Genomic DNA, 15,645 nt, shown 5'->3' on the forward strand with positions numbered 1-15,645 from the left:
ATGAAGAATTCAGTTATAAAAAATCCAGAATTTAAAAACATTTTTATTAGTGCGAGTATTATTTTTATAGGTATTAATTTTATTTATATATTGAGTATGTATTTTACTTGGACAGGTCTTAATAGAAAAATAATAATGAAAAATTTATGCTATATAGGAAAAGCTGTGAGTAAGAACCCAGAATTAGAGAGTGATATCATGGAATCAATATTAAATGATGCGGATGATAGGTACATAGAATTGGGAAAATCTATTGCGTCTAAATATGGTTATAAACCCAACATAAAATTAAACATCGCTCCTATTATTTATGATTATTATAAGATGAATATTGCATATAATATTATTTTTTTTATAGCCATTATAGCGGCTTTATACATAATTCTTTATAAAAACTTCAAAGTATTATATGATAAGTTGAGTTATTTGTGTATATCAACTGAAAAGATAGTAGATGGAAATTTCAAAGTCAAATTGTTTAAGGAAAAAGAGGGAGAACTATCAAAGTTAAATTTTGAATTTAATAGAATGTCAAAATGTTTGCAATTGACACTAGAGGAATTACGAGAAGAGAAGAAACTGTTGAAAAATATGATATCTGACATTTCACATCAATTAAAAACTCCTCTTACATCTTTGAAGATGTTTAATGAATTACTATTAGATGGTGCAGATGAACAGACAGATGTTAGACGTGAATTCTTGGGGAAAAGTTTAGTTCAGATAGATAGAATGGAGTGGCTCATACACACATTATTGAAAATGGCAAGATTGGAGACTGGTGTAATTGAACTAAACAAGGAAGAGAGTGATTTGTGTGAAGCTATTAAAGAAGAAATAATGTCACTAAATATGAAGATAAAAATGAAAAACATTCAAGTTATTACTAATGGGCTAGATAAGCCACTTTACTTAAAATTCGATAAAAAATGGATGGGTGAGGCTATTAGAAATGTGATTAATAATGCAGTAGTGTATACTCCAAATTACGGAACAATAACTATTTCAGCAGAGAAGAAAGAAGGCATAATAAGAATAATTATTGAAGATACAGGTATAGGTATATCGAAAGAAGATTTACCACATATATTTAGTAGATTTTATCAGGGAAAGAATAGTAAAACTATGTCACAAAATGGAAGTGGAGTTGGATTGTCTTTAACTAAATTAATAATTGAAAAGCATAATGGAGTTATTGAGGTAAATAGTTTTTTAGGTGAAGGCAGTACATTTAAGTTTATATTACCAATGGAGTGAACTAGTTTTTTAAAGTAAAACATTGAGACTTTGTATAAATATTGATGTTTTGGAGTGAAAATATGAATATATTAAGGACTTGTAATTTAACTAAGATATATGGAAAAGGTGCAGCAAAAGTAGAGGCAATTAAAAATGTTAATATTTCGGTTGAAGCTGGAGAATTTGTAGCTATAATGGGACCAAGCGGTTCGGGCAAGAGTACATTGCTTCATATGATAGGTGGATTGGACAAGTCCACATCAGGAAATGTTTTTATAGATGATGAAGATATATATTTACTTAAAGAAGAAGAACTATCTATTTTCAGGAGAAGAAATGTAGGATTTATTTTTCAGTTTTGCGATCTCATACCTTCACTTACAGTTGAAGAAAATATACTGCTTCCATTATTGCTTGATAATAAACATTGGGATAGAAAATATTTTGATGAAATCGTTAATTTGCTTGGAATAAGTGAAAAATGCAATAGTCTTCCTAATACATTGTCAGGAGGACAAAAGCAAAGAACATCAATAGCAAGGGCGTTAATGTCAAAACCATTGATTATTTTAGCGGATGAACCAACTGGTAATTTAGATACTAAAAATAGTGAAAATGTATTAGACTTACTTCAACTTACCGTTAAAAGATATCATCAGACATTGATTATGATAACACATGATCAGTATATTGCAAAACGTGCTGATAGAATTATAAACATTATAGATGGACAGGTTATCTAAAAAAGGTGATGGTAAAATGGATAATTATTTATGCATAATGCTGAAATTCATAGTAAGAGAAAATAAAAGAACATTACTAAAATGTTGTAGTATTTTTTTATCATCATTGCTTATAACAGCTATATTTTTTATAGTTATAAATATAAAGAATAGTCAAATAGAGCAAGCAAAGAAAGTAAGTGGTGATTATCACGTAGAAATTAGAAATATTAACGTTAACAAAATAAATGTATTAAAAAATCATATAAATGTTGATGAAATTGGTATAAAAAAAGAACTTGTAACTTCTCAACTAACTCAAAATATGATTTTTGTTGATATAGGTTATTATGATGAGAATGCATTAAAAATGCTTAATGCACAAATAATAAAGGGCAGATTACCTAAAAATGAAAATGAGATTGTTTTAGAGGAGTCTGTAGTAAAGCGATTATGTTTAGATGAAAAATTGGATCAGATTGTATGTTTGTTCTTTCCAAAACAGAAGTATGTTACTCAATATGGAGGCATATCAGAGAGAGAAATGTCTATTTATTACAAATTGGTAGGGATATTAAAAGATAGGCCTCAAGAAAAGGTGACAATAAATACACTCGGTTTGGTATCAGCGGATTCAATTGATAATTTTAATCTTGCAGATATAAATTATGATATATATGTAAGAATTAAAGATAATTTATCTATATATAATGCTATTGATGAAATAAAGAATGATTTAAATATTAGTAAAAAAGATATTTATTACAATACTGAGCTAATAAATAAGGTAAATGTGGATGTATACAAAAATACACATTTAATAGTGTGTTTAATTGCTATACTTGTTGCTTCAGGATTAATGCTTAATATTTTTAATATTTCAGACATAGGTACTTTTAGAAAAATTGGATTGCTTTATTCTATTGGTATGACATATAAGCAAATTAGGCGGATTTTCTTAATTGAGATATTAATTCTATCTATGATGAGCATACCATTTGGAGTATTAGTAGGTACAGAGATATCAAAATTATTGGTAGTTAAATTATTACATTTTCAAAACGGTATATCATGTGTAAAAATAGATGGAAGATTTATAGGTATAAGTGTAGTAGCTAGTTTTGTTTCAATAATGCTTGCAATAATTATACCCATTATAAAGATAAGATCATATTCAATAGCCGATTTGTTGAAACTTAATATGTGCATTGAAGAACACAAATATTATGATGAAAAAACTATAAAAAATAGCGTTATGAATTTATTTGGAATAAATACGAAAATTGCATATAGAAATGTGTGGAGAAATAGAAGAAGAGCAATTTTGACAATAGTATCTTTAAGTTCTGCAATTATGTTATTTATTATGATAAGTTCTGTTTGCTATAGTTTTAATCCAATTGAAATTGCAAGAAAATATAATGTTTCTGATTATATTATAAAAGGATTTGAAAATACAGGGTATTTGATGAATGATTATTCTAAAATAGCTTCGCTAAAAGGTGTAGAAAAGATATATAGAACCCATATGGATACTATTTATGTAAAAGTAAAAGTAAGCAATAACTTCAAGGGAGAAAGTGAAGTAAATACATTTGAGTATAAAAGAATTAATAGACATAATCAATATACATTGTTTAAGGGTAATCTTTATGGATACACTAATGAAACATTAAAGTTAGCAAAAGATGATATTATTAGTGGCTATATTAATATAGATAACATGAAAAATAGCAATATTGTTATAATGGTTAAAGATGATTATTCGAATGATTTAGATTTAAAAGTTGGAGATGATATTGTTATACTAAACAATGACAAAAAATTAAAGTGCAAGATAGGAGCTATTGTTTCATATCTTCCTATAAGAATACTTGGTGAAAGCAATGGGCCGAGTTTTGTTGTTCATGAAAATATTTATAGTAAATTTATAGGAGCTAAAACATATAGTCAATTTAATATAGATATTATTGATGATGCGGATAAGCAAACACTGGAAGTACTTAGCAATAATTTTAATAGCATTGCTCATAATATCACTGATGGTTCTGTTGTTTCTTTTAGAGAAGAAATAAAAAAATACGAAGGCTATAAAAGACAAATAAATATTTTATTTTTGAGTTTAATGACAATTATTATTGGAGTTGGTATATTCAGTATTATGAATACAGTAAATATAAATATGACTTTAAGAATTAAGGAATTTGCGTTGTTTAGGACGTATGGTATGACAAAAGGACAACTGAGGAAAACAGTAATTATGGAAGGGATTATATATGGAGTTTTTAGTTCGTTTTGGGGAACTGTAATGGGGGTTATTTTTTCAAAGATTGTGTTTATATTTATGAGCAAGTATTTTCCGTATGTGCCGTGGAGTATATGGTTAAAATCAATTGTCTATGCATGTATAGGGTGTGTTTCATTGAGTATATTATCGTCTATTATACCGTTAATTAATTTTCATAAAGTTAGAGTAGTTGATGTAATAAGAAATGATAGATAATATTTTGTTTATGGAGTGAAGAAAGCATGAAAAACAAGTTTGATTTATTAAATGAATTAAAAAGAATAAATGGTAAAGGGTATAAAGCATATAAAGATATTCAAGGAATGTATGAGTTTGATAAGTATATTCTCAGTATAGATTATGTTCAGGGGGATCCTTTTGCGTCACCTTCGAGAATTAGAGTTATTATAAAACAAAAATATGCAGGATTTCCGTATGAATTATTTGATAAGGAGCATAAAAAAATAGCAGTTGTAGATCATTTAACACGTTTATTTTATAGTAATTTAATAAAATATTATAACAGAATCAGTGGTTCTGGGAAAAGTGGATTGATAAGCATAGATGTGTGTGGTCAAGAGATTTTGGATAGAACATCAATTTTTATAAATAAGGAAAAAGTGGAAGTTAGGTTAGAAATAGGTCTTCCTGCGTCAGGGAGAAGAATATTGGCTGATAGAGCAGAAGATATGTTATTGACTGTTTTACCTAGTATAATTGAAAAAACTTTATTTTATAACAATATAAACAAAAAAGCATTGATTAAGCATATTCAGTTAATTGAAGATCAAGTGTTCATAAGAGAGCAATTAAAACAAAAAAAATTGATTGCATTTATAGCAGATGGAGCAATATTGCCTAGAGAAAGTGGAGTATCAGATAAACCTATGAAAAAGGGAAGTATACCTTTTAAGTCACCTGAATCGCTTAAAAAGAGTTTTGACTTACCTAATAGAGGAGAAATCATAGGAATGGCAATACCAGAAGGCGTTACATTAATAGTAGGTGGAGGATATCATGGTAAATCTACACTGCTTAAAGCATTGGAATTGGGTGTATATAATCATATAGAAGGGGATGGGCGTGAGTTTGTAATTACTGAAGAAACAGCTGTTAAAATAAGAGCGGAAGATGGAAGAAGAATTGAAAAAGTTAATATTACACCATTTATAACTAATCTACCAAATGGCAAGGATACATATAAGTTTTGTACTGAGAATGCCAGTGGAAGCACCTCACAGGCTGCAAATATAATGGAAGCAATAGAGATAAACTCAAAAGTATTGCTTATTGATGAAGATACAAGTGCTACAAATTTTATGATAAGAGATAAAAAAATGCAGAGATTGGTTAACAGAGATAAAGAGCCTATTACTCCCTTTATTGATAGGGTAAGGAGCTTGTACAATAAAAATAATATTTCTACTATTGTAGTTGTAGGTAGTTCTGGAGAGTATTTTAATAAGGCTGATACTGTTATAATGATGGATGAGTATATACCTAAGGATGTTACAGACATAGCAAAAAAGATAGCTAATAATACGTACGAAATGGTACATGATAGCAATGATGATAGCTATTCAATTAATAACAGCCGTGTGGTTCTAAAATCAAGTTTTTCTAAAGAGTATAAAGGAGTAAAATTAAAAACTAGAGGATTGAACACAATTATATACAATAAAGATTCTATTGAATTGAATTATGTTGAACAGCTAGTACATAGTAGTCAAACAAAGTGCATTGCTAATATTATTTATTATATTATGAACAATATAGTAGATAATAAGAAAAATATGAGTGAAATTGTTAATGAAGTTTATTCTTTAATTAAGAAAAATGGTTTAGAAGTGGTTTCAAGTTATAAAGGACACCCAGGGAATATGGCATTACCAAGAAAATTTGAAATAGCAGCAACTTTAAATAGATTTAGGAATTTGCATATTAAGTAATTCAAAATAATGGTACAAAATATCAATAAATGAATAAAATAATAGTGTATTAATTTATTGATGAGGGAGTTATATGAGTTATACAACAAAAGGCATACCACAAGGTAGAGCATATTATTGGCTTAATAAAGTTAGGGAGTCTGCTATTGGAGAGCTCGTTGCTATAAACGAGTACAGAGATCACATATCAAAGTCAAATGTGGAGGAAATAAACGATTTGTGGCGGCATATAATGAGAGAAGAAAAAAGACATTATGGTATGTTTTTAGAAATTATAAGAATGTATGATATGCAAGAAATGAATAAATTCATCAAAGTAAAAGAGCATGGTACCTGTATTGAAAAAGAAAAAGTACATTGTTATAAAATTGATAGTAAAGAATGCATACTTAACCTTTTAAGAACTGACATAAAAGGTGAACTTGAAGCTATTATACTATATGAGCAGCAGATGGTGGAAATACCTGAATTGAGAGTTAGAGAAGTTTACAGGCATATTGTTGGTGATGAAAAAAAACATGTTGAGGAATTAACAGCAATGCTTATGAAATACGATAGAGATAATTATGGTGCTATAGAAAAATTTAATATTTAAAATTCTGGGCGAGTAATCTACTCGCCTTAATTTGTATTCGCTCAAGTGGATTTTGATGAATATTTAGGTTGGACAGATGACACGAACCAGTTATTGTTAGAATCTTTTTCTAGGAAAAAGTATATTATTTCATTTCTTCCTGTATATGCTGTGTATCTGTATATATCAAATCTATATCCATATCCATCATAGAATTTTTTGGTGTTTTTGATTTTTATTTTTTCGGCAGCAGATTGTCCATCTCTTTGCTTAACAAAATCATAAATAGCTTTACCAGGACCAGAAGAAACATCAGTGATAATGACATTTTTATAATTAATGTACTCAAATATTCCAATTAATATTAAAATAAAACAAATAAAAAGAAATAATGTTGAATGGTTTTTTTTCATATGATTACCTCCTATAGCATATACTTCATTGACTATATAATTATATCACAAATTAACAGAAAATTTTAATAGTTCTAATAATATTTTTGTAATTAATATTTTTCGATATTTTGAGAAGACTATGAGTTATATTGAAAAATATTGACAAAAATTTTTTAATATTGTATACTTTGATTATCAAAATAATTGATTATCAAAATAAATACTGTTTAAGTGGTGAATTAAATGACTAAAAGTGTTAGTGTATTAAATGAATTATTAATAGAATTGTTCAATGATATATTAATTATTGAACAAAACACATTAAAAGATGGAAAATTTAAAGATATATCTATTACAGAGATACATACCATTGAAGCGATTGGAATGTACAAAAGCAGGACTATGTCCGAAATTGCACAGGATTTAAATATTACAGTTGGTACATTAACGATAGCTATTAATAATTTGGTTAGAAAAGGGTATGCTGTAAGAGAGAGAAGTGAAAAAGACAGAAGAGTTGTTATGGTTAGTCTAACAAGAAAAGGTAAACTTGCATATAGACTGCACGAAAAATTTCATTCTGATATGATTAAATACACAATAGAGGGATTGAATGAGACAGAGGAAGCTATATTGATTAATTCTTTGGAGAAATTAAACAATTACCTAAAACAGAAATACAATTTGAAAGATTAAAAGAAAGAAGGCATTATGATATGGGTTATGCTAAGATTATTGGGGTTGGTAAATACCTTCCAGATAATGTTGTAACGAATGAATATTTAAGTACCATAGTTGAAACAAATGATGAATGGATAAGTACAAGAACGGGAATGAAGGAAAGAAGAATCACTACTGGTGAGGATACAACGGATTTAGCTGTGGAAGCTGCTAAAAATGCATTATATAATGCAGGAATATCTGCTGAGGAAATTGATTTGATTATTGTTGCTACAACTTCTCCGGATTCGTTGATTCCATGTATGGCATGTAGAGTTCAGGAACAAATAGGAGCAGTAAATGCTGCTGCATTTGATTTGACAGCTGCATGTTCAGGACTTATATATGGATTAAACATAGGAAAGAATTTTATATGTTCTGGTCAATTTAAAAAAGTACTAGTGATTGGTTCAGAAGTATTATCAAAGATAGTGGATTGGACTGATAGAAATACATGTGTGCTCTTTGGAGATGGAGCTTCAGCTCTAGTTATTGCAGAGAGTGAAGACATTGACGGAATAAAGAGCGTACATATTGGAGCAGATGGTAGTAAGGGAAAGTATCTTACTTGTTCAGCTTTAAAATTGGAAAATATTTTTGTTAATGATGATAAAGAATACGATAATAAAATAAGAATGAATGGTAAGGAAATTTTTAAATTTGCTGTTAACATAATTAGCGACAGTATAAGGCAAATTCTTGATGAAAATAATCTATCAATGGATGATATAAAGTATGTTGTATGTCATCAAGCGAATTCTAGAATTATCGAATTTGCGGCTAAAAGGTTAAATGCAGATGTTAAAAAATTTTATATGGACATGGATAAGTTCGGAAATACATCTAGTGCTAGCATAGGGATAGCATTAGATGATATTGTAAAAGATGGTATGCTTAATAAAGGTGATAAAGTAATTATTGCTGGCTTTGGTGGAGGTTTGACTTGGGGTAGTGCACTTATTGAGTGGGCAATAGAGTAGAAATATAGATATTAATTAAATTTACAGGAGGAATTTAAAATGATTCTTGAAAAAGTAAAAAACATAATAGTTGATCAATTAGGAGTAGATGAAGAAGAGGTAAAATTAGAGGCAAATTTAATTGATGATTTAGGAGTAGATTCATTGGAAATATTTGAAATAGTAATGTCTTTAGAAGATGAGTTTGGCATTGAAATACCTAATGAAGATATAGAAGGTATTAAAACTGTTAAGGAAATTGTTGATTATATCGAAAGAAGAACAAAATAGATACTTGATATGAAATGCGTGGTATACAAGATTTTTGTATGCCATTTTTAAGAATTTTCAAGAGAATGTGAAGGAGAGAGAAACATGTTTAAGTCGGAAATGTGTGAATTATTAAATATAGAGTATCCAATAATTCAGGGTGCAATGGCATGGATTGCTGACAGCAGTCTTGCATCAGCAGTTTCAAATGCAGGAGGATTAGGTATTATTGCTGCGGGTACAGCACCGGTTGATATGGTACGAGAAGAGATAATTAAGGCTAAACAATTGACAGATAAACCTTTTGGAGTAAATATAATGCTTTTGAGTGAAAATGCAGATGAGGTTGCAAAATTGGTTTGCGAACTCGGAGTAAAGGTTGTTACGACTGGTGCAGGAAATCCAGGTAAATATATTGATATGTGGAAAGAGCATGATATTAAGGTTATTCCTGTTGTTGCGTCTGTTGCACTTGCAAAAAGAATGGAAAGAGCTGGAGTTGATGCTATTGTTGCTGAAGGATGTGAATCTGGAGGTCACGTTGGAGAACTTACTACAATGGCTTTAGTTCCTCAAGTAGTTGATGCTGTCAATATTCCAGTTATAGCTGCTGGAGGGGTTGGAGATGGTAGAGGTATTTCGGCTGCATTTATGCTAGGTGCAAGTGGAGTACAGGTTGGTACTAGATTTTTAGTTGCAGAGGAATGTACAGTACATGATAAATACAAGGAAAAAATTATAAAAGCTAAGGATATAGATACTATAGTTACAGGAAGACCTACGGGACATCCAGTTAGAGTTATTAGAAATAAGCTTACAAGAAGGATGCAAAAATTAGAAAAAGAAGGCTTTTCATTGGAAAAATTTAATGAATTGGGTACAGGTGCATTAAGAAGAGCAGTAAAAGATGGAGATATAGATATGGGGTCAGTAATGGCGGGACAAATCGCTGGACTTGTGAATAAAAAACAGACATGCAAAGAAATTATTGAACAAATGTTTAAAGAGGCATATGAAAATATAGAGAAATTTAAAAAATGATTGGAATGGAGTTGAATACTATGGGGAAAATAGCATTTATTTTTTCCGGACAGGGTGCTCAATATGTAGGCATGGGAAAAGAACTTTATGATAATATAGATAGTTCAAAGGAAGTATTTGATATTGCAGATAGAGAACTTAATATGCCAATAAGCAATTTATGCTTTGAAGGCAGCGAAGAAGAACTTAATTTGACTGAAAATACTCAACCAGCTATTCTTACAACAAGTATAGCTGCACTCAAAGCGATTGAAGAACGCGGAATTAAGTGTGATATTACAGCAGGTTTAAGCCTTGGAGAATATTCTGCTTTAGTATGCAGTGGAGCATTAACATTTAGTGATGCAGTAAAGCTTGTTAAAAAAAGAGGTAAATTTATGCAAGAGGCTGTACCTGAAGGGGTAGGGACAATGGCGGCTATCATTGGATTAGAAGCAGATAGTGTAGTAGAGGCATGTAGAAGAGCAGAAATATATGGTTTTGTAAAAGTTGCAAACTTTAATTGTCCCAAACAGATTGTTATAGCAGGAGAAATAAAAGCTGTTGAGAATGCTTGTGAAATAGCTAAAGAACTAGGTGCAAAAAGAGCTATAATGTTAAATTTAAGTGCACCATTCCATACAGAAATGTTAAAACCAGCAGCTGAAAAACTTGAGAACGAACTAAAATATATAGATATTAGTGATTTAAATATACCTGTTATGACAAATGTTACAGGTACTTATATAGAAAATAAGAATGATATCAAAGAAATTTTAAAGAAACAGGTTATGAGTGCTGTACTTTGGGAAAAAATAATAAGAAACATGGTTAATGATGGAGTTGATACATTTATCGAAATAGGTCCAGGAAAAGTATTGAGCGGATTTGTTAAAAAAGTTGATAGAAAGCTTACTGTATTTAATGTTGAAGATATTAAATCTTTAGAAAAGACAGTAGAAGGGCTGAAAGGTAGAGAATAAAGGAGTGTGAAATTGTGTTTAAGGATAAAGTAGTGATTGTCACAGGTGCCAGTAGAGGTATAGGAAGAGCGATAGCATTAAAATTTGCCAAACTTGGAGCAAACATAGTAGTTAATTATAGAAATAGTGTTGAAGCAGTAGAAAAGGTCAAAACTGAAATAGAAGAATTGGGTGGTAAGGCATTAATTGTTCAAGGAGATGTTTCTAATTTTGAAGATGCTAAATTTATAATTGATAGAGCAGTAGAGGAATTTGGGAAAATAGATATACTCGTAAATAATGCAGGTATAACTAAAGATGGATTGCTTTTAAGGATGAAAGAAGATGATTTTGATAAGGTGATTAATGTAAATTTAAAAGGTGCATTTAATTGTATAAGACACGTTACACCAATAATGATGAAACAGAGAAATGGTAAAATAATTAATATTTCTTCTGTTATAGGTATTTGTGGAAATGCGGGTCAAGTGAATTATTCTGCGGCAAAGGCGGGAATAATAGGAATGACAAAGTCAACAGCAAAGGAACTTGCTTCAAGGGGAATTACAGTAAACGCAATAGCACCTGGATATATAGTAACAGATATGACTGAAGTTCTACCTGAAAAAGTAAAAAAGAATATGGAATCAATCATTCCTTTAAAAAGGCTAGGCAAGCCTGAAGATGTAGCAAATTTAGCAGCATTTTTAGCATCTGATGATGCAGCATATATAACAGGTCAAGTTATCAATGTAGATGGTGGAATGGTAATGTAGGTAAGGCATATTGAAAAATAACTATTCAGTAGTGTATTTAATTTGTTATTTTTTTAAATGATTTATAGATAGTGAGAATTTTGCAAAATTGATAAACATGATAAATATAACATAGAATAGAAGGGGAATTTTTATGAGTAATAGAGTTGTGATAACAGGAATAGGAGTAGTTTCTCCTATAGGTAACAATATAGAAGAATTTTGGAATGGAATAAGAGAAGGGAAATGTGGTATAGATAATATATCAGCATTTGATGCTTCAAATTTTAAGGTGAAAGTAGCTGGAGAAGTTAAAGATTTTAATCCAGAGGTTGCGCTTGATAAGAGGGAAGCAAGGAGAATGGATAGATACTGTCAGCTTGCTATGGTTGCGGCTAAAGAGGCAGTTGAGGATTCTAAATTAGATATTGATAGTGTCAACAAGGAAAGATTTGGAGTAATTATTGGTTCAGGAATCGGTGGATTAAGCACTATGGAAAAGGAGCATGAAAAGCTTTTAAATAAGGGGCCGAATAGAGTTTCGCCTTTTATGATACCTATGCTTATTGGTAATATGGCTTCAGGAAATGTAGCTATTAAGTATGGTGCAAAGGGAATTTGTACAGCTGTTGTTACTGCATGTGCGACAGGAACAAATGCAGTAGGAGATGCATATAGAGCAATTAAATATGGTTTAGCTGACATCATGATAACAGGGGGAGCGGAAGCAGCTGTAACACCATTAGCTGTTGCAGGATTTACGAGCCTTACTGCATTGAGCAAAAGTGAAGATCCAAAGAGAGCATCCATACCTTTTGATAAAGATAGAGATGGCTTTGTTATGGGTGAGGGTGCAGGAATACTCATTTTAGAATCATTAGACAATGCACTAGCTAGAGGAGCTAAAATATATGCAGAAATTATTGGCTATGGTGAAACTTGTGATGCTCACCATATAACTGCACCTGCACCAGGTGGTGAAGGTGGTGCAAGAGCTATGAAATTGGCTATTCAAGAGGGTGGCATACAACCAGAAGATGTATCATATATTAATGCACATGGAACAAGTACGTATTACAACGATAAATATGAAACAGAAGCAATTAAGACAGTTCTTGGTAAGCATGCTTATGAAATACCTGTGAATTCTACTAAATCAATGACAGGACATCTTCTTGGTGCAACTGGGGCAGTAGAAGCTATAGTGTGTGCAAAATCATTACAGGAAGGATTTGTTCATGCAACAGTTGGATTAAGGGAACCAGATGAGGGTTGTGATTTGGATTATGTAATGAATGAAGGTAGAGATGTTGATATTAAATATGCATTATCAAATTCTCTTGGATTTGGAGGTCATAATGCAACATTATTATTTAGAAAGTGGGAAGGTAAATAATTATGGATTATAAGGCTATTCAGGAATTAATAAAAACATTGAGTCAATCTAATGTTACAACACTTGAAATAGAATCAGATGGTGTTCGTATTAAGATGTGCAAAGATGAGAACAAGAGAAAAAGCAATAATGAAGTTGAATTTATTAAACAAGATGAAAAAATTGAGAATGTGAGCGATGATGCATCAACAAGTATACCAAAGGAAAATGAAATAGTTGTTGATGATAAGAATATTGAAATAGTTAAATCACCAATTGTAGGAACTTTTTATGAATCATCTGCACCAGGGAAAGAGCCATTTGTGAAAGTGGGTTCTAAAGTTAATGTGGGAGATACTCTTTGCATAATTGAAGCTATGAAGCTCATGAATGAAATCACAAGTGAAGTAAATGGTGAAATTGTTGAAATACTAGTTGAAAATGAAGATATGGTTGAGTATGGTCAGCCGATATTTAAGATAAACACAAAGAGCTAGCAACTGGTATTCTTGTATTGCTATCCAACAAAAAAAGATTAGATAGGAGTAGATATATGAATAATGGTGTTGAAAAAATAAGTTTAGATATTAAAGAAATTATGGAAATAATTCCTCATAGATACCCTTTTTTGTTTGTTGATAGGATTGAAGAATTGGAACCAGGTAAAAGGGCAGTAGGATATAAAAATATAACAATGAATGAATATTTTTTTCAAGGACATTTTCCAGATGAGCCTGTAGTTCCTGGAGTAATAATGATAGAGGCGTTAGCACAAGTTGGTGCAGTTGCATTACTTAGTATGGAAGAATTTAAAGGTAGAATTGCTTACTTTGGAGGAATTAATAAGGCAAAGTTTAGGAGAAAGGTTGTACCAGGGGATACTATAAGAATGGAAGTTGAAATAATAAAAATGAAAGGTCCAGCTGGTATAGGAAAAGCAATTGCAACAGTTAATGGAGAAAAAGCGGTATCTGCTGAATTAATGTTTGCGGTAGGAAAAGAATAATTTGATGGGAGGGAGTCAAATTGTGGCAAGTAGAGTGTTTAAGCTGCAATTTGACGATATAGTATATGTTCAAGAAGATATTAATTGCTAATAGGGGTGAAATTGCAGTTAGAATAATAAGAGCATGTCGTGAAATGGGAATTCAAACTGTAGCAGTTTACTCAGAAGCAGATAGGGACGCTATACATACTGACCTTGCAGATGAGGCTGTGTGTATTGGTTCACCAAAACCTAAGGATAGCTATCTTAATGAAAAGAATATAATAAGTGCAGCTGTGCTTACGGGTGCAGAAGCAATTCACCCTGGATTTGGTTTTTTATCAGAGAACAGTAAATTTGCAGAGATGTGTAAGGAGTGCAATATTGTTTTTATAGGTCCTGATGCTGAAGTAATTGATAAAATGGGTAATAAATCAAATGCTAGAAAAATAATGGCTAATGCAGGTGTTCCTATTATTAGAGGGTCAGAAGGTGTTGTTAAGGATGAAATTGATGGACTTAAAATTGCAGATGATATTGGATATCCTGTTATGATAAAAGCATCAGCAGGTGGTGGAGGAAGAGGAATCAGAATTGTTAGAAATAGAGAAGATTTTATAAATGAGTTTAGAACTGCAAAATCAGAAGCAAAGATTGCTTTTGGTGATGATGATATGTATATAGAAAAATTTATTGAAAATCCTAGACACGTAGAATTTCAAATACTTGCGGATAATTATGGAAATACTGTGTACTTAGGAGAGAGAGATTGTTCTATACAGAGAAGAAATCAGAAAATACTTGAAGAAGCTCCATGCCCTATTATGACAGAGGAATTAAGAAGAAATATGGGAAATGCGGCTGTTAGGGCAGCAAGAGCAGTAAACTATAAAAATGCTGGTACAATAGAGTTTCTGTTGGATAAAGATTTTAATTTCTATTTTATGGAAATGAATACTAGAATACAAGTAGAACATCCTATTACTGAAATGGTTACAGGTATTGATTTAGTAAAGGAGCAGATAAAAATAGCAAGTGGAGAAAAGTTAGAAATATCACAAGATGATATAAAAATACAAGGCCATGCAATTGAATGTAGAATTAATGCAGAAGATCCTGCTAGAGGCTTTATGCCATCACCGGGAACTATAGAACTTGTGCATATGCCAGGAGGATTGGGTGTAAGATTGGATGGTGCAATTTATCAGGGATATAAGATTCCACCAAATTATGATTCTATGCTTGCAAAATTGATTGTATATGGCAAAACACGTAATGAAGCTATTAATAGAATGAGAAGAGCATTGGGTGAGTTTATCGTTGAAGGTGTAAAAACTAATATTGAGTTTCACTACAATATTTTAAATAATGATAAATTTCTAAGTTCTGATATTGATACAGGGTTCATCAATAAAGAATTTGGACTATAATAG

16 protein-coding genes are annotated in these 15,645 nt (G+C 30.8%); 15 read left to right on the forward strand and 1 reads right to left on the reverse strand.

All coding sequences use genetic code 11. The annotated features are described in order from the left end of the window. The 5 genes from CLTEP_RS05785 (at position 1) to CLTEP_RS05805 (ending at position 6,792) form a co-directional block, all read left to right on the forward strand. A complete protein-coding gene (locus tag CLTEP_RS05785) occupies positions 1-1,257 on the forward strand; it encodes a sensor histidine kinase (protein ID WP_066823948.1) in 1,257 nt (418 codons plus the stop codon). 62 nt (positions 1,258-1,319) lie between these two features. Then, positions 1,320-1,982, forward strand: a complete 663-nt coding sequence (locus tag CLTEP_RS05790) for an ABC transporter ATP-binding protein (protein WP_066823949.1) — start codon at positions 1,320-1,322, stop codon at positions 1,980-1,982. A gap of 16 nt (positions 1,983-1,998) precedes the next feature. Continuing rightward, positions 1,999-4,464, forward strand: coding sequence for an ABC transporter permease (locus CLTEP_RS05795; protein WP_066823950.1), 2,466 nt, complete (start codon positions 1,999-2,001; stop codon positions 4,462-4,464). Between the two features lie 26 nt (positions 4,465-4,490). After that, the gene (locus tag CLTEP_RS05800; protein WP_066823953.1) at positions 4,491-6,197 is read left to right on the forward strand and encodes an ABC-ATPase domain-containing protein; all 1,707 of its coding nucleotides are present in this window, start codon (positions 4,491-4,493) and stop codon (positions 6,195-6,197) included. A 73-nt stretch (positions 6,198-6,270) separates the two neighbouring features. Further along, complete coding sequence (locus CLTEP_RS05805) at positions 6,271-6,792, forward strand: ferritin-like domain-containing protein (protein WP_066823956.1); 522 nt, start codon at positions 6,271-6,273, stop codon at positions 6,790-6,792. A 41-nt stretch (positions 6,793-6,833) separates the two neighbouring features. On the opposite strand, the gene CLTEP_RS05810 is transcribed toward CLTEP_RS05805, so the two are convergent. After that, entirely contained in the window at positions 6,834-7,184 is a 351-nt protein-coding gene (locus CLTEP_RS05810; protein WP_066823959.1) for a hypothetical protein, read from the reverse strand. Between the two features lie 225 nt (positions 7,185-7,409). On the opposite strand from CLTEP_RS05810, the gene CLTEP_RS05815 reads away from it, so the two are divergent. From CLTEP_RS05815 to CLTEP_RS05860, 10 genes are all read left to right on the forward strand, one after another. Beyond that, the gene (locus CLTEP_RS05815) at positions 7,410-7,862 is read left to right on the forward strand and encodes a MarR family winged helix-turn-helix transcriptional regulator (protein ID WP_066823962.1); all 453 of its coding nucleotides are present in this window, start codon (positions 7,410-7,412) and stop codon (positions 7,860-7,862) included. Positions 7,863-7,882: 20 nt separating this feature from the next. Further along, positions 7,883-8,866: a beta-ketoacyl-ACP synthase III gene (locus CLTEP_RS05820; RefSeq protein ID WP_066823965.1), complete on the forward strand. Its 984-nt coding sequence runs from the start codon at positions 7,883-7,885 to the stop codon at positions 8,864-8,866. Positions 8,867-8,905: 39 nt separating this feature from the next. Then, positions 8,906-9,136 carry an acyl carrier protein gene (gene acpP / locus CLTEP_RS05825; RefSeq protein ID WP_066823968.1) on the forward strand — a complete coding sequence of 77 codons (231 nt, stop codon included), beginning with the start codon at positions 8,906-8,908 and terminating at the stop codon, positions 9,134-9,136. Positions 9,137-9,220: 84 nt separating this feature from the next. Continuing rightward, positions 9,221-10,156, forward strand: coding sequence for an enoyl-[acyl-carrier-protein] reductase FabK (fabK, locus tag CLTEP_RS05830; RefSeq protein WP_066823971.1), 936 nt, complete (start codon positions 9,221-9,223; stop codon positions 10,154-10,156). A 20-nt stretch (positions 10,157-10,176) separates the two neighbouring features. Further along, complete coding sequence (gene fabD / locus CLTEP_RS05835; protein WP_066824039.1) at positions 10,177-11,118, forward strand: ACP S-malonyltransferase; 942 nt, start codon at positions 10,177-10,179, stop codon at positions 11,116-11,118. Between the two features lie 14 nt (positions 11,119-11,132). Next, positions 11,133-11,873, forward strand: a complete 741-nt coding sequence (gene fabG / locus CLTEP_RS05840) for a 3-oxoacyl-[acyl-carrier-protein] reductase (protein WP_201786597.1) — start codon at positions 11,133-11,135, stop codon at positions 11,871-11,873. Between the two features lie 133 nt (positions 11,874-12,006). After that, positions 12,007-13,248 (forward strand): beta-ketoacyl-ACP synthase II, encoded by a 1,242-nt coding sequence (fabF, locus tag CLTEP_RS05845; protein WP_066823977.1) that lies wholly within the window; start codon positions 12,007-12,009, stop codon positions 13,246-13,248. A 2-nt stretch (positions 13,249-13,250) separates the two neighbouring features. Continuing rightward, the gene (accB, locus tag CLTEP_RS05850) at positions 13,251-13,724 is read left to right on the forward strand and encodes an acetyl-CoA carboxylase biotin carboxyl carrier protein (RefSeq protein ID WP_066823981.1); all 474 of its coding nucleotides are present in this window, start codon (positions 13,251-13,253) and stop codon (positions 13,722-13,724) included. Between the two features lie 56 nt (positions 13,725-13,780). Beyond that, the gene (fabZ, locus tag CLTEP_RS05855) at positions 13,781-14,233 is read left to right on the forward strand and encodes a 3-hydroxyacyl-ACP dehydratase FabZ (protein ID WP_066823984.1); all 453 of its coding nucleotides are present in this window, start codon (positions 13,781-13,783) and stop codon (positions 14,231-14,233) included. 65 nt (positions 14,234-14,298) lie between these two features. Then, entirely contained in the window at positions 14,299-15,642 is a 1,344-nt protein-coding gene (locus tag CLTEP_RS05860) for an acetyl-CoA carboxylase biotin carboxylase subunit (RefSeq protein ID WP_066823987.1), read from the forward strand. Positions 15,643-15,645 lie beyond the last annotated feature (3 nt).

Source organism: Clostridium tepidiprofundi DSM 19306 (genome assembly GCF_001594005.1).
Taxonomy (GTDB): domain Bacteria; phylum Bacillota; class Clostridia; order Clostridiales; family Clostridiaceae; genus Clostridium_AC; species Clostridium_AC tepidiprofundi.

Coding starts and splice junctions, on each gene's coding strand:
- CLTEP_RS05785 (WP_066823948.1), top strand. CDS start 1: ATGAAGAATTCAGTTATAAAAAATCCAGAATTTAAAAACATTTTTATT.
- CLTEP_RS05790 (WP_066823949.1), top strand. CDS start 1,320: ATGAATATATTAAGGACTTGTAATTTAACTAAGATATATGGAAAAGGT.
- CLTEP_RS05795 (WP_066823950.1), top strand. CDS start 1,999: ATGGATAATTATTTATGCATAATGCTGAAATTCATAGTAAGAGAAAAT.
- CLTEP_RS05800 (WP_066823953.1), top strand. CDS start 4,491: ATGAAAAACAAGTTTGATTTATTAAATGAATTAAAAAGAATAAATGGT.
- CLTEP_RS05805 (WP_066823956.1), top strand. CDS start 6,271: ATGAGTTATACAACAAAAGGCATACCACAAGGTAGAGCATATTATTGG.
- CLTEP_RS05810 (WP_066823959.1), bottom strand. CDS start 7,184: ATGAAAAAAAACCATTCAACATTATTTCTTTTTATTTGTTTTATTTTA.
- CLTEP_RS05815 (WP_066823962.1), top strand. CDS start 7,410: ATGACTAAAAGTGTTAGTGTATTAAATGAATTATTAATAGAATTGTTC.
- CLTEP_RS05820 (WP_066823965.1), top strand. CDS start 7,883: ATGGGTTATGCTAAGATTATTGGGGTTGGTAAATACCTTCCAGATAAT.
- acpP (WP_066823968.1), top strand. CDS start 8,906: ATGATTCTTGAAAAAGTAAAAAACATAATAGTTGATCAATTAGGAGTA.
- fabK (WP_066823971.1), top strand. CDS start 9,221: ATGTTTAAGTCGGAAATGTGTGAATTATTAAATATAGAGTATCCAATA.
- fabD (WP_066824039.1), top strand. CDS start 10,177: ATGGGGAAAATAGCATTTATTTTTTCCGGACAGGGTGCTCAATATGTA.
- fabF (WP_066823977.1), top strand. CDS start 12,007: ATGAGTAATAGAGTTGTGATAACAGGAATAGGAGTAGTTTCTCCTATA.
- accB (WP_066823981.1), top strand. CDS start 13,251: ATGGATTATAAGGCTATTCAGGAATTAATAAAAACATTGAGTCAATCT.
- fabZ (WP_066823984.1), top strand. CDS start 13,781: ATGAATAATGGTGTTGAAAAAATAAGTTTAGATATTAAAGAAATTATG.
- CLTEP_RS05860 (WP_066823987.1), top strand. CDS start 14,299: ATGTTCAAGAAGATATTAATTGCTAATAGGGGTGAAATTGCAGTTAGA.